Source organism: Paraburkholderia sp. SIMBA_053 (assembly GCF_046534895.1).
GTDB classification, from domain to species: domain Bacteria; phylum Pseudomonadota; class Gammaproteobacteria; order Burkholderiales; family Burkholderiaceae; genus Paraburkholderia; species Paraburkholderia caledonica.
The window spans coordinates 113,681-135,220 of sequence record NZ_JAWRXU010000008.1; the positions used below are offsets into that span (position 1 = coordinate 113,681).

Here is a 21,540-nt window from a genome sequence, read left to right on the forward strand (position 1 = left end):
GCCGATCCGGTGTGCCGGGGCGCAGCCGAGCCGCGCTGGGCGCGGCTGCGGGCGCGACACCGGCGACCCGAAACTTCGATCCGGCCTATTGTAAACGCAGTGCCCCGCGCGAGGCTGTAAATGACGGTAACCTGGCCGATTGGCCACACGCAGGCGTCCAATCAACGCGCGACCGGCTCGAAAGCACGCGCCGTGGGCTATCGCCGCGATCAGAAAGCTTCATGGAGCAGCCCGCCGCCCCGCCCTTTATAATGCCCGACTGATACCCATCTACAGTTTCAGCCAAGTCGCGCAGCCTCGCATGGGCGAGCAGCGCGCCGTAAAAGGATTCGATCATGCCCGCAACTTCCACGAAACACGCCAAGGTTCTGATTCTCGGTTCCGGTCCCGCCGGCTACACGGCAGCGGTCTACGCGGCGCGCGCGAACCTCGCGCCGGTGCTCGTCACGGGTCTCGCGCAAGGCGGCCAGCTGATGACCACGACCGACGTGGAGAACTGGCCCGCCGACGCCAACGGCGTGCAAGGCCCGGAACTGATGGCACGCTTTCTGGAGCACGCTGAGCGCTTCAACACCGAAATCATCTTCGACCACATTCACACGGCCAAGCTGAACGAAAAGCCGATCCGCCTGATCGGCGATTCGGGCGAATACACGTGCGACTCGCTGATCATCTCGACGGGCGCATCGGCGCAGTATCTCGGCCTGCCGTCAGAAGAAGCGTTCATGGGCAAGGGCGTGTCGGCCTGCGCCACCTGCGACGGCTTCTTCTACAAGCAGCAACATGTAGCCGTGATCGGCGGCGGCAATACCGCCGTTGAAGAAGCGCTGTACCTGTCGGGCATCGCGAAGAAGGTCACGGTGATCCACCGTCGCGACAAGTTCCGCGCCGAGCCGATCCTGATCGACCGCCTGCTCGCCAAAGAGAAGGAAGGCGTCGTCGAGATCAAGTGGAACCATACGCTCGACGAAGTCACGGGCGACCAGTCCGGCGTAACCGGCTTGCGCATCAAGCACACGCAGACTGGCGAGACGACTGACATCGCGTTGCAGGGCCTGTTCGTCGCGATTGGCCACAAGCCGAACACGGACATCTTCGAAGGCCAACTGGAGATGAAGAACGGCTACATCATCACGAAGGGCGGCCTGAACGGCTTCGCAACCGCTACCAGCGTGCCGGGCGTGTTCGCCGCCGGCGACGTGCAGGACCACGTGTATCGTCAGGCCATCACGAGCGCAGGCACCGGCTGTATGGCAGCGCTCGACGCGCAACGCTATCTGGAAACCATCAACGAGATGGCCGGCGAGCACGCAATGAGCCAGGAAGCGGAGCGTTGATCGGCTGCGTCTCTTCGCGAACGCAACGGTAAAATGGCGGCTGGGCCTTGCCCGGCCGCTCGCTCGATCAAAGGCCGCGGCTCCAAGCCCGCGGCCTTTTGCATTCAGAGCTGCGCCACGGTCATGCAAGACGCCGCTTGATCTACCTTCGATCGATTCTCGATCGACTCATTTTCCGCCTGTATCGCCGCCATGCCCAAAAACCAGCCTCATCCGAACGAGCCCAAGCGTGCCAGCGCCGCCGCGCGACCCGCGCCGGAACCGGCGGCCCCCGCCGCCAGGCCGGCAATCGAGCCGGCTGCGGGTCTGGCGGGCCTGGGCGCGCTGCGCGATGCGTTGAAGGTCGACAGCGAGCGGCGCGAGCGTGAACGCGCAGCGGCGGCGGCTGCACAGCGCGAAGCGGCTGCAGACGCCAATCTGTTTCGCCGCGAAATCGGCGAAGTAGCGCCGCTCGCGGTGCCGCCGCGCGCATCGTTGCCGCGCAATCCTCCGCCGCCGCTGCCGGTGCAAACCCGGCTCGACGAAGAAGCCGTGCTGCACGAAGCGATTTCCGACGAGTTCGACCCCGAGGTGTTGCTCGACACCGACGAAACGCTCTCCTATTGCCGCCCGGGCGTGAGCCAGGAAGTCGTGCGAAAACTGCGGCGCGGCGACTGGATCGTGCAGGCACAGATCGATCTGCACGGTATGCGGCGCGAGGAAGCGCGCGAGGCTCTGGCTGAGTTCATCCGCGAATCGGTAAAGCGCGGCTTGCGCTGCCTGCGCGTGATTCACGGCAAGGGCTTGGGCTCGATCGGCAAGGAACCCGTGCTCAAGGGCAAAGTGCGCGCGTGGCTCGTGCAGAAGAGCGAAGTGATCGCGTTTTGCCAGGCACGTCCGCATGACGGCGGCGCAGGCGCTGTGGTCGTGCTGCTGCAGCCGGGCGCTACGCCGGCTCACGTAAGAGCTTCGGCGGAGCCACGGTGATCCATCCCAGGCTGACGCTCGCGCTGACCTTCATGGAGGCGCTGGCGATTTTCGCGTACGCCATCTCCGGTTTTATCGAGGCCAAGACCCGTCGGCTCGACGCTGTGGGCACCTTTCTCGTCGCAATCGCCACCGCGTTTGGAGGCGGCACACTGCGCGACGTCCTGCTCGAGCGCCGTCCGTTCTATTGGGTCGAGCATCAGGAATATCTGATCGCGATTTTCGCGATGTCGCTGTTCGCCCCCACGCTGCTGAAAGCCACCTCGCGCCTGCTGTCCGAGCGCGTGCTGCTGGTGGCCGACGCGATCGGCCTCGGGCTTTTCAGCATTGCCGGGACCTCGATTGCGCACGACGCCCAGATGCCGTGGTTCACGTCCGTGCTGATGGGCGTGGCAACGGGCGTGTTCGGCGGCGTGATCCGCGACGTGCTGTGCAACGAAGTGCCGTTGATCCTGCGCGACTCGCGGCCGTACGCGACATGCGCTTTTGTCGGCTGCTGGCTGTATGTGCTGCTGGATTATGTGAATTTCGACACCGTGTATAGCGTGCTGATCGCCACCGCGTTTATTCTGCTGTCGCGGCTCGCCACCTTCCGGTTCAACGTGCGATTGCCGCATTAGCTCTAGCCGCCGCCCGCCACACCCGATGCGGACAACATTAATTCGAGCCTATACACTTCACGTCGAACCTATTTCCGCCAATCACTCACAAGGCCAAACATGGACCGTTTCGAAGCGATGGAGATATTTACGCGTGTGGTGGAAGCGAACAGCTTCACCAAAGTATCCGAATCGCTCGACCTGCCGCGCGCCAAAGTCAGCCGGACGATTCAGGCGCTGGAAGAACACGTCGGCGTACGGCTGTTGAACCGCTCGACCCGCCAGGTCAGCGTTACCGAAGACGGCGCGCTCTTCTACGACCGCTGCGTGCGCATTCTGGCCGAAGTCGCCGACGCGGAGTCGTCGCTGTCGAACAAGCGCGAGAATCCGGTGGGCACGATTCGCGTCGATACGTCCGGCACGCTCGCCCGTGCGCTGCTTTTGCCCGCGCTCGACGATTTCTACCAGCGCTACCCTGAAATCGACGTGCGGCTCGGTCTCGCCGACCGCAACATCGACCTGATACAGGACGCCGTAGATTGCGTCATTCGCATGGGCACGCCGGAAGAGTCCAGTCTCGTCGCGCGGCGTATCGGCCAGGCGCGCATCGTCACGTGCGCGTCGCCGGCGTATCTGGAGAAACACGGCACGCCCACCACGCTCGATGAGTTGAGTGGACACCACGCAGTCAACTATGTTTCCGCGCGAACCGGCAAGACGTTTCCGTTCGAATACGAAGTGAACGGTGAGATCGTCAAGGTCGCGATGAAAAGCGTGCTCGCGGTGAACGACGGCTCGGTCTATATTCGCGCGGGTGCGCTCGGCCACGGCATTATCCAGCCGTCGCGCTTCATGGTCGCGCATCTTATCGAGCGTGGCGTGCTCAAGGAAATCCTCACGAACTACACGAGTCCCAGCACACCGCTGTCGATCCTTTACGCGCATCGCCGTAATCTGAGTTCGCGGCTGCGCGCATTCACCGAATGGGTGACGGAGCTCGTGCGCAACAACCCGGATCTGCGCATCCCCGACGCTTGACGCCCTTCAGCGAAAGCCCCTTGCGTCTCGCGACACAAGGGGCTTTTTTTCATTCAGACCGACAGCAGCAGTCAGATCCGGCTCAGGCGATCCGCTCTTCATTCGACGGATCGAACAACACCGCCTTCGACGTATCGAACAGCAGCGTCGTGTTCGTCAACGGCTGCGGGTTCGAAGCCGGGTGCACGCGGCTCACCACGCGCTTGCCGTTGACTTGCGCGAAGACGAGCGTGTCCGGACCGGTCGGCTCGATCACGTCGACCTTCACTTCGATCTGTTGCAGCCGTGCGTGGTCGCCGTGCGCGCCGCGCGCATCGGTAATGCGCTCCGGGCGCAAGCCGAGAATGACGTCACGTCCGACGTGCGACTTGACCTTTGCCGAGTCGAACGGCAGGTTCAACGCCGTGCGAGTGACGCCCGTATCCAGTTCGATGCCGACGCCCGCGCCTTGCTCGACGAGCTTGCCCTGGATGAAGTTCATGGGCGGCGCGCCGATAAAGCCCGCCACGAACAGGTTCGACGGCGAGTCGTAAATTTCCTGCGGGGCGCCGAACTGCTGCACGATGCCGTCCTTCATCACCGCGATGCGATCGCCGAGCGTCATTGCTTCGATCTGATCGTGCGTCACGTAGACGATCGTCGTGCCGAGACGCTGATGCAGCAGCTTGATCTCCGAGCGCATCTCGATACGCAGCTTGGCGTCGAGGTTCGACAGCGGTTCGTCGAACAGGAACATCACCGGGTCACGCGCGAGAGCACGGCCCATGGCCACGCGCTGACGCTGGCCGCCGGACAGCTGGCCGGGCTTGCGATCCAGCAGGTGCGTGATCTGCAGCGTGTTCGACACACGGTCGACGATCTGCGCCTGCTCCTGCTTCGGCACCTTGCGAATGTTCAGGCCGAACGAGATGTTCTCGCGCACCGTCATGGACGGATACAGCGCGTACGACTGGAACACCATCGCGATGTCGCGATCTTTCGGCGACAGGTTGTTCACGGTCTTGCCGTCGATCTGAATCTCGCCTTTGGTCACGGTTTCGAGACCGGCGATCATGTTGAGCAGCGTCGACTTACCGCAGCCCGAGCCGCCGACGAGAATCAGGAACTGGCCGTCTTCGATGTCGATGTTGACACCCTTCAGAACCGGCACCCCGTTCGGGTAAGTCTTGTACACGTCACGGATGGAAAGGCTTGCCATGCTGTGAATCCTCTTGTCTCTGGTACTGCTTGAAAACGTCTTGTCGGTGACGGCGGTGCCAGGTGCCTTTCATGCACGAAGCAGCCGCCGCGCTCGGATGGTCTAGCCTGGGTTCAACCCTTCACCGCGCCTGCCGTCAGGCCGCGCACGAAATAGCGCCCGGCGACGATGTAGACCAGCAAGGTCGGCAACGCGGCGATGATCGCGCCGGCCATGTCCACGTTGTATTCCTTCACGCCGGTCGATGTGTTCACGAGGTTGTTCAGCGCCACCGTGATCGGCATGGAATCGACGCCGGAGAACACGATCCCGAACAGGAAGTCATTCCAGATCTGCGTGAATTGCCAGATCAGGCACACCATGAAAATCGGCAGCGAGACCGGCAGCAGGATCTTCGTGAAGATCGTGAAGAAACCCGCGCCGTCGATGCGCGCCGCCTTCACGAGTTCAGCCGGAATGCTGACGTAGAAGTTGCGGAAGAACATGGTAGTGAACGCGATACCGTAAATCACGTGCACGACCACCAGACCGGTCGTGGTGTTCGACAGGCCGAGAAAGCCTTCGAAACGCGCCATCGGCAAAAGGATCGCCTGAAACGGAATGAAGCAGCCGACCAGCAGCATCGTGAAGATCGGATCGGCGCCGCGAAAGCGCCAGTGCGTGAGCACATAACCGTTGAACGCGCCGATGATCGACGAGATCAGCACGGCCGGAATCACCATGCGCACCGAGTTCATGAAGAACGGCTGCATGCCGTCGCAGCGCACGCCGGTACACGCACCGCTCCACGCCTTGATCCAGGGCTCCACGGTCCAGTGCGAAGGCGGCGTAAGCAGGTTGCCGGTGCGCAACTGGTCGATGTCCTTAAACGACGTCGACAGCATCACGTACAGCGGAAACAGGAAGTACAGGGCAAACAGGACCAAGGCCGCGTAAATGACGGCACGGCTGATCGTCATCTTAGGCTGCATTGCGGGTGCTCCTCGATTCCAGATACATGAGCGGCACGAGCACGGCCACGACGGTTGCGAGCATCATCATCGACGATGCCGCGCCGACGCCGAGCTGCCCGCGATTGAACGAAAACGTGTACATGAAAATGGCAGGCAGCGACGACGAGGTGCCAGGACCGCCCGCCGTCAAGGCGACGACCAGGTCGAACGTCTTGATCGTGATATGGCAGAGAATCAGCAGCACCGAGAAGAACACCGGACGCATGCTCGGAATCACAATCTTGCGGTAGATGGTGGGCAGATTCGCGCCGTCCATCTGCGCGGCCTTGAAGATCTCACCGTCGACACCGCGCAGACCGGCAAGGAACAGCGCCATCACGAACCCGGTGGACTGCCACACCGCCGCGATAACGACGCAGAAAATCGCCTTGTCGGGGTCGCCGAGCCAACTGAACGAAAAGCTCGTCCAGCCCCAGTCGTGGAAAACCTTCTCGAGGCCGATGCTCGGCGTCATGATCCATTGCCACGCCGTGCCGGTCACGATGAACGACAACGCCATCGGATAAAGAAACACGGCGCGCAGCGCGCCTTCATTGCGGATCTGCTGATCGAGCAGGATCGCAAGGAAGAGACCGAGGCCGATACAGATGCCGATGAACGGAATGCCGAACCAGCCGAGATTGGCTGCCGACGTCCAGAACACGTCGTTATCGAACAGTTCGCGATAACGGTCGAGACCGACAAATTCATAACGAGGCATCAGCCGCGAATTGGACAGCGACAGATAGCCTGTGATGGCGATAAAACCATAGACGAATACCAGACTGATCACGACGCTGGGTGCGAGCACCAGCTTCGGGATCCAGCGATCGGCAAGGGCCGCCATGGGCGACACGCGGCGGGCGGCGCTGGCCGTTTTCCCGTTTCCGCTGATAGAAGCAGTCACTACTCGACTCCTGCTGAAACTGTACCGTCTGGCCACTCGCATCGACGCACACGGCCAACCGGCAACGTGAGAACGTGACAAACGCGAAGCCGCAACGGCATAGGTGTAACTCTATGAAACCCAGGGTGAAGCCGCTTGCATCGGGCTGCATCGGCTAAAGCGCACATCGCGCGACGCGAACCGACACCCTCAGCGGCGCGAAGCGGCGCGTCCGGTCCCGGACGCGCCGCTTCGCTACTTCACTTACTTGGTCTTCGCTGCCTTCGCGAGCGCCGCAACTGCGCTCTTCGAATCCTGCTGCGAGTTCATGAACTTCGTGACCACGTCGGAGATCGCGCCGGCTGCTGCATCGGGTTGAGCCATGCCGTGTGCGAGCGACGGCACATAGCCGCCCGACTTGATCGCGACCTGTTCATCCGCGTACGACTTCTTCGCGCAGTCGTCGAACTTCGCCATCGACACGCCCAGACGAACCGGAATCGAACCCTTGTTCAGGCTGAACTGTTCCTGGAACTCCGGCGACATGATGGTCTTCGCGAGCGCCAGTTGGCCCGGCGTTGCTGCCTTCTGGCCTTTCTGCTGGAAGAACACGAACGAGTCGACGTTGAACGTGTAAGCCTTTTCCGTGCCCGGCACTGCTGCGCATACGTAGTCCGAGCCCGACTTCTTGCCGGCGTTGGCGAATTCGCCCTTCGCCCAGTCGCCCATGAACTGCATGCCGGCCTTGCCGTTGATGACCATTGCCGTAGCCAGGTTCCAGTCACGGCCCGTGCGGCCCGCGTCGAAGTAGCCCTGGATCTTGCGGACCGTGTCGAACACGCCGACCATCTTGTCCGAAGTCAGCGTCTTTTCGTCGAGGTCGACCAGCGCCTTCTTGTAGAAGTCCGCGCCTTGCGACAGAACCACGTCTTCCCACAGCGTCAAGTCTTGCCACGGCTGGCCGCCCATCGCGATCGGCTGGATGCCTGCCGCCTTCATCTTGTCGGCCACGGCGAAGAACTCAGGCCACGTGGTCGGCACCTTGCCGCCTGCCTTGTCGAGCGCTGCCTTGTTGATGTACAGCCAGTTCACGCGATGCACCGAGAACGGCGCAGCGACGTAGTGACCGTCCGCGTGCATGATCTTGTCGATTTCCGGCGGCAGATTCTTCTTCCAGTCGCCGGCGACGGAGTCGATCGGCACCAGCACGCCTTGCGAAGCCCAATCCTGAATCAGCGGGCCCTTGATCTGCGCAGCGCTCGGAGCGTTGCCCGAGATCACCTGCGTCTTGAGTGCCGTCATGGCAGCCGCGCCCGCGCCACCTGCAACCGCAAAGTCCTTCCACGTGTAACCCTGCTTCGTCATGTCGTCCTTGAGGACGCCGACGGCTTTCGATTCACCGCCCGAAGTCCACCAGTGCAACACTTCGACCGACTCGGCAGCTTGCACGGCCGAGACGCCACACATCAGACCTGCGGCGCACAAAGCGCCCATGATCGCGCGAAATTTCATTGCTTATCTCCTCCAGACACCTGAACAAAAAACAAATGGCCCCTGATGTCGCCAGGGTGCTGTGGTTGGTTCAAACAGGCAAAACACTGGGCGATCGAGCACGGTCGGGCGCATGCGCGAGGCATGTGCCGGCGGACCGATGTCCGGCCGCTGGAAGCTCAAGAGATGAGTGGTTCGGGATGCAACTGACTGTCTCCTCTTTTGATTTTTGCCTGCCCGCTTCGCGCGGCAGACTCGAGGTGCCTTGCACGTCAACCGAGGAATCTGCTTGCCGGCCCTGCACTGCCCGGCTTTCCGTAACGGCTGCCGGGACAGGCTGGCCTATGCCGGCACGCAATGTCCGTTAACATGCAGGGGACGCCTGCCGATTCGCGAAAACGCGCAACTGACCTGACAGCGCACGCTTTTTTCATCGAATTAGCGCTACCTCTTGATTTGGATTGTAGTTAAACTACAATTCAGTGTCAAAAAATATTTTATCGGACTACGGTCGCCTTTTTCACGGCAGTGAACGGTCAGCGCGGCGGCCCCAGGACATCGACGGAGACTCATGCAAACCGATTCAAGCTTCACCTTCGTTCTCTTCGGCGGAACTGGCGATCTGTCGATGCGCAAGATTCTCCCCGCACTGTATGAAGCGCACCGTGCGGGTGGCATGCTGGCCGACAGCGGCAAGATCGTCGCGGTGGCGCGCCATGCCGCGGATCGCGGCGAGTACATCCAATGGGTCAACGAGCACGTCAAGCCGCATGTGTCGAAGAACGGTGTCGACGAAACGGCATGGTCCAGCTTTCTCGAACGCATCGAGTTCGTGAAGATCGACCTGGGCAATCCAGAAGACTTCGCGCTGCTGCGCGATGCGGTGAAAGACCTGCCCGGCATTCGCGTGTTTTATCTGGCTACCGGTCCGTCGCTGTTCGTACCGATCTGCCGCGCGCTTGCGTCGGTGGGCCTTAACGAAAACGCGCGCATCGTGCTGGAAAAGCCGCTTGGCTACGACCTCAAGTCGTCGAATGCAATTAACGATGCGGTCGGCGAAATCTTCGCTGAAGAGCAGATCTACCGTATCGACCATTACCTCGGCAAAGAACCCGTGCAGAACCTGCTGGCGCTGCGCTTCGGCAATGCGCTGTTCGAACCGCTGTGGCGCCGCGAGTGGGTGGAAAGCATTCAGATCACGATCGCGGAAGAACTCGGTGTCGAGGCGCGCGGCGATTTCTACGACAATACCGGCGCACTGCGCGACATGGTTCAGAACCATTTGCTGCAATTGCTTTCGATCGTCGCAATGGAACCGCCGCATTCGATGGACTCCGACTCGGTGCGCGACGAAAAGCTCCGCGTGCTGCGCGCGTTGAAGCCAATCAATCCGCTCGACATCGGCAAGGTCGCGGTGCGCGGTCAGTACCATTCCGGCGTGATTCGCGGCACCGCGGTCCCCGCCTATGCGACGGAACCGGGCGTGAAGCCGAACAGCACGACCGAAACCTTCGTCGCGTTGAAGGTCGAGATAGAAAACTGGCGTTGGGCCGGCGTGCCCTTTTTCCTGCGCACGGGCAAAAGGCTTGCGGACCGCGTCGCGGAAATCGTCGTGAATTTCCGCGCGGTGCCGCATTCGGCGTTGGGTGCTTCGGCGTTGCGCGCAGGCGCCAATCGCCTGGTGATCCGCTTGCAGCCGAACGAAACGATTCGTCTGTACTGTCTCGCGAAGCAGCCCGGCGAAGGCATGAATCTCGCAAGCGTCCACCTGGATCTCGCGTTCGACCAGTTCTTCCGCGAAGGGCAGATGGAAGCGTACCAACGCCTCTTGCTCGACGTGATCAACGGCCGCCTCGCACTCTTCGTGCGGCGCGACGAACAGGAAGCCGCGTGGCGCTGGGTCGAACCGATTCTGAACGAATGGAAGGCTTCGAACAAACCGCCGAAGCCTTATGCTGCGGGCACATGGGGTCCTGCCGCCGCGAGCGCGATGCTTGCGCAGCACGGCACCTGCTGGCTCGAAGAAGAGAACTGATTCGCGGCGGATTTTCGCAGCTCTAACAAAAAAGCAGCACGGAGGAGAAGTGATCGAGCTTCACGCTTTCGACGATCAACGCGCCCAATCCGACGCGTTGGCGAAGGCGGTAGGCGACGCGTTGCATGCATCGCTGGCCGCACAGACGGCAACGTCAGACGCCGGTATATCCGGCGCGTCCACAGCCGGTACGTCCACAGCCGGCGTGCGCCCGGCCCTGCTCGCCGTGTCCGGCGGCAGCAGTCCGCGCCCTTTCCTGCAGACGTTGTCCACCCAAAGCTTCGACTGGCCGCACATTGCGGTGACACTCGTGGACGATCGCTGGGTGCCCGAGACGGACAGCGCGAGCAACTCGCAACTGGTGCACGCAACGTTGCTGCAGAACGCCGCGAAGAACGCGACGTTCTGGCCGCTCGTCGACACCTCGCAGGATCTGCACGCGCATGTCGCAGCGCTGAACGCCGACGCGCGTTTCGCCAACGTGCCCGACGTCGCGATACTCGGCATGGGCGAAGACGGCCACACCGCGTCGATCTTCGCCGATGCGCCTGAATGGGATCACGCCATCAGCACGACTGAGCGCTTCGTCGCCGTGCATCCCGGCAGCGCGCCGCATGCACGTGTGAGCTGGTCTCTCTCCGCGCTCAAGGAAGTGAAGCATCTGTTTTTGCTGATTGCCGGACCGCGCAAGATGGACGTGCTGAACGCCGCCGCATCTTCGCTACAAAAAAATGCCATCTCGCAGTTGGCAAACGACAAGGGAGTGAGACTCGATGTCTACTGGTGTGCAAACTAAGGCTGTTCCGGGCGCGGGCCAGCACGCCGATGGACCGAGGCTGCTGGCCGACATCGGCGGCACGAATGCGCGCTTTGCGCTGGAAACCGGACCGGGCGAGATCGGCTCGGTGCACGTCTACCCGTGCGCGGATTACCCCGGCGTCGCTGAAGTTATCAAGAAGTACCTGAAAGACACGAAGATCGGCCGCGTGAATCACGCGGCGATTGCGATTGCGAACCCGGTCGACGGCGATCAGGTCAGCATGACGAATCACGACTGGAGCTTTTCGATCGAAGCCACGCGCCGTGCGCTCGGCTTCGACACGCTGCTCGTCGTGAACGACTTCACCGCGCTCGCCATGGCCTTGCCCGGCCTGACGGATGCGCAACGCGTGCAGGTCGGCGGCGGCACGCGCCGTCCGAACAGCGTGATCGGCCTGCTCGGTCCGGGCACCGGCATGGGCGTGTCGGGCCTGATTCCTGCCGACGACCGCTGGATCGCGCTCGGCAGCGAAGGCGGTCACGCCACATTCGCGCCGGCCGACGAGCGCGAAGACATCGTGTTGCAATACGCGCGCAAGAAATGGTCGCATGTGTCGTTCGAACGCGTGGCCGCGGGGCCCGGCATCGAAGTCATTTACCGTGCGCTGGCAGGCCGCGACAAGAAGCGCGTAGCGGCAAACGTCGATACCGTCGAGATCGTCAAACGTGCGTTGGAAGGCGAGCCGCTTGCGGCTGAATCCGTCGACGTGTTCTGCGGCATACTCGGCACGTTTGCGGGCAATATCGCGGTGACGCTCGGCGCGCTCGGCGGCATCTATATCGGCGGCGGCGTCGTCCCGCGGCTCGGCGAATTTTTCGCGCGCTCGTCGTTTCGCAAACGCTTCGAGGCGAAGGGCCGCTTCGAGGCATATTTGCAGAACGTGCCGACCTACGTGATCACCGCGGAATATCCGGCGTTTCTCGGCGTGTCCGCGATCCTCGCCGAACAGTTGTCGAATCGCGCGGGCGGCAGTTCGTCGGCGGTATTCGAGCGGATCCGGCAAATGCGCGATGCGCTGACGCCGGCCGAGCGCCGCGTCGCCGATCTCGCGCTGAACCATCCGCGCTCGATCATCAACGACCCGATTGTCGACATCGCCCGCAAGGCCGACGTCAGTCAGCCGACCGTGATCCGCTTCTGCCGCTCGCTCGGTTGTCAGGGTTTGTCGGACTTCAAGCTTAAGCTTGCGACGGGTTTGACCGGCACCATTCCGGTGAGCCACAGCCAGGTGCATCTCGGCGATACGGCGACGGACTTCGGCGCGAAGGTCCTCGACAACACCGTGTCGGCCATTCTGCAATTGCGCGAGCATCTGAACTTCGACCAGGTCGAACGCGCGATCGATCTGCTGAACGGCGCGCGGCGCATCGAGTTCTACGGACTCGGCAATTCGAACATCGTCGCGCAGGACGCGCACTACAAGTTCTTCCGCTTCGGCATTCCGACCATTGCCTACGGCGATCTGTACATGCAGGCCGCTTCGGCTGCGTTGCTCGGCAAGGGCGACGTGATTGTCGCCGTGTCGAAGTCGGGCCGCGCGCCCGAACTGCTGCGCGTGCTCGACGTCGCGATGCAGGCAGGCGCGAAGGTGATCGCGATTACGTCGAGCAACACGCCGCTCGCCAAGCGCGCGACGGTCGCGCTCGAAACCGATCACATTGAAATTCGCGAGTCGCAACTCTCGATGATTTCGCGAATTCTGCATCTGGTGATGATCGATATTCTCGCGGTCGGCGTGGCAATTCGCCGCGCCGTGCCGAGCGCGGACGTTGCGGAGACGGTGGCGAAAGCACGTCAAGGTGCCGACGACGACGCCACCGCAGTGCTCGACTGGCTCAGTCACGGCGCGGCTTCATCGGCGCGCGATTGATGCCGGATTGATGTCTGTATGAAGGCCGCGCCATGCCGTGGCCTTCGCCCAACTTCTGGAATCCGGACCAAAGCATTGCCTGTGCGAGTACGTGCTTCAATGGCGCGACTCGAACAACAAGCGATAATAGAAACTCCATCGCTCACGGCAAAGCACACCGATGATCATCCGTCCGCATCTCCATTGGTTCCGCATGTTGCTCGCCTGGCGCGGCTCGGTGCTTCCGCAGTTGCTTCCCCGGCTCTTCCTCATTTTCGCGATCTCGGTCGTTGCGGTCGCGGCGCACGATCATCTGCTGCCCATCTCGCTGAACCTCAACACGACTGCGCCGTTCTCGCTCATCGGCATCGCTCTCGCGGTGTTTCTTGGCTTTCGCAACAACGCCAGCTATGACCGCTGGTGGGAAGCGCGCAAGCTCTGGGGCCAATTGCTGAACGACGCGCGTTCGCTCGCTCGCCAGGCGCTGACCTTGCGAACGACGCAGTTGCCGAACGAAAACCTGGCCGAGTTTTGCGCCGCGTTGGGCGCGTTGCCGCACGCACTGCGCCATCAGCTTCGCAGGAGCGATCCGCGCGAGGACCTCGCCGCACGCCTGCCGCCTGCGCTGTTCGAACGCGTTATGACATCGCGCTACAAACCGGCAACGTTGATGCTGGTTCTTGGCGAATGGGTGCAGCGTGAGGCGCAAAAGGGCTCAATTGATCCGATGGCCGTACTTGCGTTCGACCGGAATCTGAATGGCTTGTCGGATGTGATCGGCGGGTGCGAGCGCATCGCGTCGACGCCGTTGCCGTTTGCCTACTCGGTGATGATTCACCGCACGGTGTACTTCTTCTGTGCGTCGTTGCCGTTTGGACTCGTCGACAGCATCGGCATTTTTACGCCGGTGTTCGCGGTGTTCGTCGCGTACACGTTCATGGCGCACGAAGCAATCGCGTCGCAAATCGAGGAGCCGTTCGGCACCGACGACAACGACCTTGCGCTGAGTACCATGTCTCTCATCATTGAAGACGCACTGCGCGATATGCGCGGCGAGCCCGCGGTCGCGCTGCCCGACCCGCAAGCCGAAAGCTACGCGCTAACCTGAGCGTTCCGATGAGGCAGCGCCTGTCCGCTCGCAGGTCTAGTCGTTGCCGACTGTTTCCGACAAACGCTTGAGCGTCGCCACACGCGCACCGATGATGTCGATGCGGCCGCGTTCGTCGACGACCGGCGTCGTCGCGTTCAGATACGCGGTCCACGCCTTTTGTGCGCGCGTCAGCGTGGGACGCGAGCGCGCCGGCATCTTTGCCTGCAGACGGCGATAGTAGCGATTCAGGTCGAACATCGCGTGTTCGCAGCGCGCGTCCGCACGGCAAGCGCGCAGACGGCCCGGAGGATCGCCGCCACCCGCACTTGCTTTCGCGACCGCGCTGCGCAGCGCGAGAGCCCGGTCACGCACCGGCTGCAATTGCATATCGGCTTCGGCAAGCACATACATCGTGCCGCGCGTGGTGGCGAATACCGCCGCGAGCAGTTGAGTTTCTGCGTCGCGCGAAGCCTGCCAGCTTGCCTGACTCTTTTCCCACTGCTTGCGCCGTGCCGGCGGCAACTCCGGCTGCAACTGCTGCCATGCGTTGTCCATAGCGGTCTTCCAGCCGATGCGCGCAGTTTCCATGCACTGCACCTGCCCCATCGTCGACGACATATCGCTGCGTGCCAGACACGTGCGCATCGCCGCATCGATCGGATCGGCTGCGGCGACTTCCGCACGCGCGGCGAGCGGCGCGACGCCGAGCAGCAGCGCGCAGGTCAACGTGCGCATCAGCGCGCGCTGTGCCGCTCGCACCCAAGCCGGCGCACGCGACTCGCGTCGCCGGCCCCGGTTGCTCCCGAGGAACGTCATGAAGCGCATTGTCAGACGCGTACGCAATCGACGAAATATTCGATGCGTCCGTTGATCATCTCGCCGACGAGCCCGTGAATGTCCGTGTGGAAACCCGGGAAACGCTCGTTGAATTCACGCGCGAATCGCAGATAGTTGACGATGGTCTTGTTAAAGCGCTCGCCCGGAATCAGCAACGGAATGCCCGGCGGGTACGGCGTCAACAGAATCGACGTGACACGGCCTTCGAGTTCGTCGATGGGTACGCGGTCGATCTCACGGTGCGCGAGCTTCGCGAACGCGTCGGACGGCTTCATCGCCGGCTCCATGCTCGACAGGTACATCTCGGTCGTGAGACGCGCAATGTCGTTCGCGCGGTAGACGCTGTGGATCTGCTGGCACAGGTCGCGCAAACCGACACGCTCATAAGTCGGATGCAGCGCGACGAAGTCCGGCAACACGCGCCATAGCGGCTGGTTGTTGTCGTAGTCGTCCTTGAACTGCTGGAGCTCGGTCACCATCGAATTCCAGCGGCCCTTCGTGATGCCGATCGTGAACATGATGAAGAACGAATACAGCCCGGTCTTCTCGACGATGATGCCGTGCTCGGCGAGGTACTTCGTCACGATCGCGGCCGGAATGCCCGTCTCACCGAAACCGCCGTCCATGTCCAGACCCGGCGTGACGATGGTCGCCTTGATCGGATCGAGCATGTTGAAGCCTTCGGCAAGCGGTCCGAAACCGTGCCACGAATCGTTCGGGCGAAGCATCCAGTCTTCGCGCGAACCGATGCCTTCGTCGGCGAACTGGTCGGGGCCCCAGACCTTGAAGAACCAGTCGTCGCCGTATTCCGTATCGACCTTGGTCATCGCGCGGCGGAAGTCCAGCGCTTCCGCAATCGACTCTTCGACCAAAGCGGTGCCGCCGGGCGCTTCCATCATGGCCGCGGCCACGTCGCACGACGCGATGATCGCGTATTGCGGGCTCGTCGACGTATGCATCAGATACGCCTCGTTGAAGCGGTGCTTGTCGAAGCGGCTGTTCTTCGAATCCTGCACGACGATCTGCGACGCCTGAGAAATGCCGGCCAGCAGCTTGTGCGTGGAGTGCGTGGCAAAGACCATCGCACCGATGCGCGGGCGGCCCGCGCCGATCGCATGCATGTCCTGATAGAACTCGTGGAACTCGGCATGCGGCAGCCACGCTTCGTCGAAGTGAAGCGTGTCCAGCCACTCGCCCAACATTTCCTTGATCATCTCGACGTTGTAAATCACGCCGTCATACGTGCTTTGCGTGATCGTCAGAATGCGCGGCTTGAGGTCGGGATTTTTCGCCAGCGCTTCGCGTGCGAACGGATTCGCCTCGATCTTTCTGCGGATGTTTTCCGGCTCGAATTCCGACCGCGGAATCGGGCCGATAATGCCGAAGTTGTTGCGCGTCGGCGTGAGGAAAACGGGAATCGCGCCGGTCATCGTGATCGCGTGAAGGATCGACTTGTGGCAGTTGCGGTCGACCAGCACGATGTCGCCCGGCGCGACCGTGCCGTGCCAGACGATCTTGTTCGAGGTCGACGTGCCGTTGGTCACGAAGAACACATGGTCCGCGCTGAAAATGCGCGCGGCGTTGCGCTCGGAAGCCGCAACGGGGCCGGTGTGATCGAGCAGTTGCCCGAGTTCGTCCACGGCGTTGCAGACGTCCGCGCGAAGCATGTTTTCGCCGAAGAACTGATGGAACATCTGGCCGAGCGGGCTCTTCAGGAACGCGACGCCCCCCGAGTGGCCGGGACAGTGCCACGAGTACGAGCCTTCGTCCGCGTACTGCACCAGTTCCTTGAAGAACGGCGGCGCGAGCGAGTCCAGATAAACCTTGGTCTCGCGGATGATATGGCGCGCGACGAACTCCGGCGTGTCCTCGAACATATGGATGAAGCCATGCAGTTCGCGCAGGATGTCGTTCGGCAAGTGGCGGGACGTACGCGTTTCGCCGTACAGGAAGATCGGAATGTCCGCGTTGCGGCGGCGCACTTCCGTCACGAACGCGCGCAGCGCGACGATGGCGGCGGCCAGTTCCGGCGTTTCCCCTTCAACCACGACGTTTTCGACGTAGGGCAGCAGCTCGTCGTCGTCGATCGAAAGGATGAAGCACGACGCGCGGCTCGACTGCTGCGCGAACGAAGTCAGATCGCCGTAGCTCGTCAACCCGAGCACTTCCGCGCCTTCTTTCTCGATTGCTTCGGCCAAAGCCCGGATGCCGGAACCCGAGATGTTCTCGGAGCGGAAATCTTCGTCGATGATGACGACGGGAAAACGGAACTTCATGGGCGATTCTCCAAAAAGAACGACCGCTGCACTGGATAGATTGCAGCGGTCACCCTGTGTACCTGGTGGGTCAATGCGCTGCCGACGTCACGTCTTCGGCAACGTGACCCCGTGCTGACCTTGATATTTGCCGCCGCGATCCGCGTACGACGTTTCACAAATCTCGTCGCTTTCGAAAAACAGCACCTGGGCGACGCCTTCGTTCGCGTAGATTTTCGCAGGCAAAGGTGTCGTATTCGAGAATTCGAGCGTGACGTGACCTTCCCATTCCGGCTCGAACGGCGTGACGTTCACGATGATGCCGCAGCGCGCGTAAGTGGACTTGCCGAGACACACGGTCAGTACCGAGCGCGGAATGCGGAAATACTCGACCGTGCGGGCGAGCGCGAACGAATTAGGCGGGATGATGCAGACGTCGCCTTTGAAGTCCACGAACGATTTCTCATCGAAATTTTTCGGATCGACAATGGTCGAGTTGATGTTCGTGAAGATCTTGAATTCGTCGGCGCAGCGAATGTCGTAGCCGTAGCTCGATGTGCCGTAACTGACGATCTTCCGGCCGTCTTCGGAGACGCGAACCTGATCGGGCACGAACGGCTCGATCATTTTGTGCGACTCGGCCATGCGCCGGATCCACTTGTCGGATTTGATGGTCATAGGTGAACGCTGCTCGACGTGAATAACAGGAGTGTGACGGATAACAACCCGGCGCGTGCCGGGCACGTTGCGGCCGGTTGTCCCACTTTCAGGGACGGGTTTTGCCGGCGCGCTCCGCAAGAAGCTGCCCGATGCCGTACTGGCGATGACGCCGGCCGGCCGCCGCGGCGAAAGGCGCTTATTTTACGCGATCACGAGGATGGTGCCGCATATACGCGCCACTGATAAGCGCGAGGGAGCCGCCTGGGTTTGCTTTGATCCGCTCTCGTCCGCGTTTCGGCCGCTTCAGGCAGCCTGGCCACAGGCAGGGGCAACAAGGCGACCACGCGGTGATCCGTCATTGGCGGATCAAACCGCAAGCGAGTGCGGGACCCGCGCCATGTTGCGGATACGCGTAGGGATCGGTTGCGTCGTGATGGAGCAGCACCGCGCGTTGCAGGACCGAACGGATACCGTCGAGCGAGACATCCGGGGCGACGATGAAGCCGGTTGCCACGCCGTTCGCGTCCGCATGAATGTTGCCGAGATCGCCTTCGACGCGCGCACCCGCCTTCAGACGCTCGGCAGCCGGCGAGAACACCTGGCCCGCGCTGGAGCCGTCGGTTGCGTTGCAGTCGCCGCGCTCGTGAACCTGAAGCGCGTGATCGCTGTTAGGCGGCAAGCCCGCGAGATTGTAGGTAACCTGAACGCCGTCCGAGCGCTCGATGAACGTAACGAGGCCGCGCGCCTGATTGCCCACGGTGGGCAGCAACTGCGCGTCCGCGCGCTTTTCCTGTGGTCTCAGGAAAGCGCTGCACCCGCATAACAGCATACTGCTGGCAGTCAGGACGATGAAAGCATGCACCGCCTGCCGGTCGATTCGTTTTCCCATGCGATCCTCGTGCCGGCTGGCGGCCGCCCCTGCGGTTGCCGAGCCGAACCTGTGAAGTCGACATGATACCGCGAGACCAGGCGCGAATAGACGCCCCCGGCCCCCTTTCGCCCGTCGTTTGAAGGGCTCGTCAGGTGTTCTGCACGACGATGTTGGGAAACTTGGACGTCATGTCGCGGGCGCGCTCGGCGATGTGAACCGCGACCTTGCGCGCGATCGTGCGGTAAATCTCCGCAATGCGCCCTTGCGGATCGGCCACTACCGTCGGCCGGCCGGAGTCGGCCTGCTCGCGGATCGCAATGTCGAGCGGCAGGCTGCCGAGCACGTCGACGCCATATTCCTTACCCATGCGCTCGCCGCCTCCCGAGCCGAAGATATGCTCCTCATGGCCGCAATTCGAGCAGATATGCATGGCCATATTCTCGACGATGCCGAGAATCGGAATGCCGACTTTCTCGAACATTTTCAGGCCCTTGCGGGCGTCGAGCAGCGCAATGTCCTGCGGCGTGGTGACGATCACCGCGCCGGTCACCGGCACGCGTTGCGAGAGCGTCAACTGGATGTCCCCGGTGCCCGGCGGCATATCGACGATCAGGTAATCGAGATCGCGCCAGTTGGTCTGCCGCAGCAGCTGTTCCAGTGCCGACGTAGCCATCGGGCCGCGCCACACCATCGGGTTGTCCTGCTCGATCAGGAAGCCGATGGAGTTCGCCTGCAGACCGTGGCCCGTCATCGGGTTCATGGTCTTCTCGTCCGGCGATTCGGGGCGCCCTTCGATACCCAGCATCAGCGGCAGCGAGGGTCCGTAGATATCGGCGTCGAGTATGCCGACCGACGCGCCCTCGCTAGCCAGCGCCAGCGCGAGGTTAACGGCGGTCGTGCTCTTGCCGACGCCACCCTTGCCCGACGCCACGGCCACGATATTTTTAACATTCGGCAAGAGTTTCACGCCGCGCTGCACCGTATGCGCCGCGATTTCCTGCGACAACTGAATGTGCGTCTGCGCCACGCCCGGCACGGCCTGCAACGCGTCGGCGAACTGCTTGCGGATGGTCTCGAACTGGCGCATGGCCGGATAGCCGAGTACCACCGCGACGTTAACCGTGTCACCCTCCACGGCTACGTTTTTAATGTTCCTGGCTGCGGCATACGGCCGGCCGGTGTTGGGGTCAGTGACGGCTGCGAGGGCAGCGTCGACCAAAGCCCGATCGATACTCATTGACACTCCAAGGGAACACCTGCGGCGCGGCGCAATCGAAGCTTCGGCCACGCGCCGGAATTGCAAGAAATTGTTAGACAGCATTGCGAAAACCAGGCGTGCCGGGCACCCTTTGGGCCGGCGGACGCCGTGGGGCCGCATCGCTGCGTGCGCCAGGCTTTATTGTAGTGGCTCACGTCGAGCGCTGCCGGAAGACCCTTCTTCATTGTCGGACCGGGACTGAAGAACGCGTGGGGTTTTCCGCCTGGCTTGCGTGTCCCTTGGGTTGTTCGCACTGTCGAGCAGTCTGTTCTGGTGCCGTGACGTTCGCCACGCAGGCTCTAGCGCCACGGACGCTTCACCCGCGCGCGTTACTCGCGCGCTTTATTCGCGTCATTCGCTTTACTCGAAAGGAATCAAAAATGAATGCAAAAATCACGACTCGCCTGGCCATTCTCGCCGTTTCGGGCTCCCTGCTCGCAGGTTGCGCCAGCCAGCAGGGCACTAACACGGCAGTGGGTACGGGCGTAGGCGCCGGCACCGGCGCGGCGCTGGGCGCAATTTTCGGCGGCGGCAAGGGCGCGGCGATTGGCGCCGGCGTCGGCGCAGCGGTGGGCGGCATCACCGGCTACAACTGGCAATCCATTCACAACAAGCTGTCGGGCGCCACCAAGGGCACGGGCACGCAGATCACCGAGCAGCCGGACGGCTCACTCAAGCTGAACATTCCGAGCTCCGTCACGTTCGACACCAACAGCTATGCGATCAAGCCGTCGTTCGCGCCGGTGCTGGACCAGCTGACGCAAACGCTGCAGCAGAATCCGGAAGTGATCGCCCAAGTGGTCGGCCACACCGACAGCACGGGTCAACCGGCTTATAACCAGACGCTGTCGGTCAATCGCGCGCAAAGCGTGACCGGCTATCTGGCCCAACGCGGCGTCGCGCCGCAGCGTTTGTCGGCACAAGGCATGGGCCAGAACCAGCCGATCGCCGACAACAACACTGAAGCCGGCCGTGCAGCAAACCGTCGCGTGGAAATCTATCTGCGCGCCACGGCTCAGCACACCACGCAATAACAGCAACGCACGATCGAGCAGGGGAATTGGGGCCGGAGATTCGCAGCACCGGCCTGACCGGCGTTGCCCATTCAGTTATCGGTGGCCGGCAGCCTGATGCTGAGCCGGCTGTAAAAACGCCGCGCGGAAAATCTCTCGCGAGGACGAAAAAATTTCGAACTCTCCCGAAATTCCGCTGTCTGTCTTTACGGTACGTGGCTGGCGAAGCCGCCGCGTCACCATTCTCCTCTTGTCGTTGTTGCTCCGGGGTTAATCGCCCCGGTTTTTTTTGGGCGCTCGCTTTTCGCAGCGCCCGAGGCGGCGCGGCATCTGCGCCCGCGCGAG

General features: G+C 62.3%; 18 protein-coding genes. 9 read left to right on the forward strand and 9 right to left on the reverse strand.

Annotation, left to right across the window (positions count from 1 at the left end; all coding sequences use genetic code 11):
* Positions 1-335 precede the first annotated feature (335 nt).
* The 4 genes from trxB to SB753_RS23150 all read left to right on the forward strand — a co-directional run bounded on the left by trxB (position 336) and on the right by SB753_RS23150 (position 3,940).
* Positions 336-1,337, forward strand: coding sequence for a thioredoxin-disulfide reductase (trxB, locus tag SB753_RS23135; RefSeq protein ID WP_020065201.1), 1,002 nt, complete (start codon positions 336-338; stop codon positions 1,335-1,337).
* Between the two features lie 192 nt (positions 1,338-1,529).
* A complete protein-coding gene (locus tag SB753_RS23140; RefSeq protein WP_410802028.1) occupies positions 1,530-2,303 on the forward strand; it encodes a Smr/MutS family protein in 774 nt (257 codons plus the stop codon).
* The gene (locus SB753_RS23145) at positions 2,303-2,923 is read left to right on the forward strand and encodes a trimeric intracellular cation channel family protein (protein WP_027804182.1); all 621 of its coding nucleotides are present in this window, start codon (positions 2,303-2,305) and stop codon (positions 2,921-2,923) included. The genes SB753_RS23140 and SB753_RS23145 overlap by 1 nt, the downstream gene beginning before the upstream one ends.
* A gap of 99 nt (positions 2,924-3,022) precedes the next feature.
* Positions 3,023-3,940: a LysR family transcriptional regulator gene (locus SB753_RS23150; protein ID WP_087751353.1), complete on the forward strand. Its 918-nt coding sequence runs from the start codon at positions 3,023-3,025 to the stop codon at positions 3,938-3,940.
* An 82-nt stretch (positions 3,941-4,022) separates the two neighbouring features.
* Here the strand turns inward: SB753_RS23150 and SB753_RS23155 are convergent, their stop codons facing one another.
* The 4 genes from SB753_RS23155 to SB753_RS23170 all read right to left on the reverse strand — a co-directional run bounded on the left by SB753_RS23155 (position 4,023) and on the right by SB753_RS23170 (position 8,528).
* Positions 4,023-5,138 (reverse strand): ABC transporter ATP-binding protein, encoded by a 1,116-nt coding sequence (locus SB753_RS23155; protein ID WP_131318373.1) that lies wholly within the window; start codon positions 5,136-5,138, stop codon positions 4,023-4,025.
* A gap of 113 nt (positions 5,139-5,251) precedes the next feature.
* Complete coding sequence (locus SB753_RS23160; protein ID WP_087751355.1) at positions 5,252-6,109, reverse strand: carbohydrate ABC transporter permease; 858 nt, start codon at positions 6,107-6,109, stop codon at positions 5,252-5,254.
* The gene (locus SB753_RS23165) at positions 6,099-7,037 is read right to left on the reverse strand and encodes a carbohydrate ABC transporter permease (protein ID WP_027775665.1); all 939 of its coding nucleotides are present in this window, start codon (positions 7,035-7,037) and stop codon (positions 6,099-6,101) included. The genes SB753_RS23160 and SB753_RS23165 overlap by 11 nt, the downstream gene beginning before the upstream one ends.
* Before the next feature lie 243 nt (positions 7,038-7,280).
* Entirely contained in the window at positions 7,281-8,528 is a 1,248-nt protein-coding gene (locus SB753_RS23170) for an ABC transporter substrate-binding protein (RefSeq protein ID WP_020065193.1), read from the reverse strand.
* 550 nt (positions 8,529-9,078) lie between these two features.
* Here SB753_RS23170 and zwf point away from each other — a divergent pair.
* From zwf to SB753_RS23190, 4 genes are all read left to right on the forward strand, one after another.
* Positions 9,079-10,542, forward strand: coding sequence for a glucose-6-phosphate dehydrogenase (zwf, locus tag SB753_RS23175; RefSeq protein WP_088172948.1), 1,464 nt, complete (start codon positions 9,079-9,081; stop codon positions 10,540-10,542).
* Positions 10,543-10,591: 49 nt separating this feature from the next.
* Entirely contained in the window at positions 10,592-11,338 is a 747-nt protein-coding gene (gene pgl, locus SB753_RS23180) for a 6-phosphogluconolactonase (protein ID WP_087751357.1), read from the forward strand.
* Complete coding sequence (locus SB753_RS23185; RefSeq protein WP_027804181.1) at positions 11,316-13,232, forward strand: bifunctional transcriptional regulator/glucokinase; 1,917 nt, start codon at positions 11,316-11,318, stop codon at positions 13,230-13,232. The genes pgl and SB753_RS23185 overlap by 23 nt, the downstream gene beginning before the upstream one ends.
* Before the next feature lie 160 nt (positions 13,233-13,392).
* The gene (locus SB753_RS23190; RefSeq protein WP_310065640.1) at positions 13,393-14,319 is read left to right on the forward strand and encodes a bestrophin family protein; all 927 of its coding nucleotides are present in this window, start codon (positions 13,393-13,395) and stop codon (positions 14,317-14,319) included.
* Between the two features lie 36 nt (positions 14,320-14,355).
* Here the strand turns inward: SB753_RS23190 and SB753_RS23195 are convergent, their stop codons facing one another.
* The 5 genes from SB753_RS23195 to apbC all read right to left on the reverse strand — a co-directional run bounded on the left by SB753_RS23195 (position 14,356) and on the right by apbC (position 20,161).
* Complete coding sequence (locus tag SB753_RS23195; RefSeq protein ID WP_088173285.1) at positions 14,356-15,036, reverse strand: lysozyme inhibitor LprI family protein; 681 nt, start codon at positions 15,034-15,036, stop codon at positions 14,356-14,358.
* 92 nt (positions 15,037-15,128) lie between these two features.
* The gene (locus SB753_RS23200; RefSeq protein WP_020065187.1) at positions 15,129-17,414 is read right to left on the reverse strand and encodes an arginine/lysine/ornithine decarboxylase; all 2,286 of its coding nucleotides are present in this window, start codon (positions 17,412-17,414) and stop codon (positions 15,129-15,131) included.
* A gap of 87 nt (positions 17,415-17,501) precedes the next feature.
* Positions 17,502-18,071, reverse strand: a complete 570-nt coding sequence (gene dcd / locus SB753_RS23205; RefSeq protein WP_006048517.1) for a dCTP deaminase — start codon at positions 18,069-18,071, stop codon at positions 17,502-17,504.
* A gap of 337 nt (positions 18,072-18,408) precedes the next feature.
* Entirely contained in the window at positions 18,409-18,942 is a 534-nt protein-coding gene (locus SB753_RS23210; RefSeq protein ID WP_410802032.1) for a superoxide dismutase family protein, read from the reverse strand.
* 130 nt (positions 18,943-19,072) lie between these two features.
* Positions 19,073-20,161 carry an iron-sulfur cluster carrier protein ApbC gene (gene apbC, locus SB753_RS23215; protein WP_408471830.1) on the reverse strand — a complete coding sequence of 363 codons (1,089 nt, stop codon included), beginning with the start codon at positions 20,159-20,161 and terminating at the stop codon, positions 19,073-19,075.
* Between the two features lie 401 nt (positions 20,162-20,562).
* Here apbC and SB753_RS23220 point away from each other — a divergent pair, with 401 nt between their 5' ends.
* Positions 20,563-21,216: an OmpA family protein gene (locus SB753_RS23220; protein ID WP_020065184.1), complete on the forward strand. Its 654-nt coding sequence runs from the start codon at positions 20,563-20,565 to the stop codon at positions 21,214-21,216.
* Positions 21,217-21,540: the final 324 nt, after the last annotated feature.

Coding starts and splice junctions, on each gene's coding strand:
- trxB (WP_020065201.1), top strand. CDS start 336: ATGCCCGCAACTTCCACGAAACACGCCAAGGTTCTGATTCTCGGTTCC.
- SB753_RS23140 (WP_410802028.1), top strand. CDS start 1,530: ATGCCCAAAAACCAGCCTCATCCGAACGAGCCCAAGCGTGCCAGCGCC.
- SB753_RS23150 (WP_087751353.1), top strand. CDS start 3,023: ATGGACCGTTTCGAAGCGATGGAGATATTTACGCGTGTGGTGGAAGCG.
- SB753_RS23155 (WP_131318373.1), bottom strand. CDS start 5,138: ATGGCAAGCCTTTCCATCCGTGACGTGTACAAGACTTACCCGAACGGG.
- SB753_RS23160 (WP_087751355.1), bottom strand. CDS start 6,109: ATGCAGCCTAAGATGACGATCAGCCGTGCCGTCATTTACGCGGCCTTG.
- SB753_RS23170 (WP_020065193.1), bottom strand. CDS start 8,528: ATGAAATTTCGCGCGATCATGGGCGCTTTGTGCGCCGCAGGTCTGATG.
- zwf (WP_088172948.1), top strand. CDS start 9,079: ATGCAAACCGATTCAAGCTTCACCTTCGTTCTCTTCGGCGGAACTGGC.
- SB753_RS23185 (WP_027804181.1), top strand. CDS start 11,316: ATGTCTACTGGTGTGCAAACTAAGGCTGTTCCGGGCGCGGGCCAGCAC.
- SB753_RS23190 (WP_310065640.1), top strand. CDS start 13,393: ATGATCATCCGTCCGCATCTCCATTGGTTCCGCATGTTGCTCGCCTGG.
- SB753_RS23195 (WP_088173285.1), bottom strand. CDS start 15,036: ATGCGCACGTTGACCTGCGCGCTGCTGCTCGGCGTCGCGCCGCTCGCC.
- SB753_RS23200 (WP_020065187.1), bottom strand. CDS start 17,414: ATGAAGTTCCGTTTTCCCGTCGTCATCATCGACGAAGATTTCCGCTCC.
- dcd (WP_006048517.1), bottom strand. CDS start 18,071: ATGACCATCAAATCCGACAAGTGGATCCGGCGCATGGCCGAGTCGCAC.
- SB753_RS23210 (WP_410802032.1), bottom strand. CDS start 18,942: ATGGGAAAACGAATCGACCGGCAGGCGGTGCATGCTTTCATCGTCCTG.
- apbC (WP_408471830.1), bottom strand. CDS start 20,161: ATGAGTATCGATCGGGCTTTGGTCGACGCTGCCCTCGCAGCCGTCACT.
- SB753_RS23220 (WP_020065184.1), top strand. CDS start 20,563: ATGAATGCAAAAATCACGACTCGCCTGGCCATTCTCGCCGTTTCGGGC.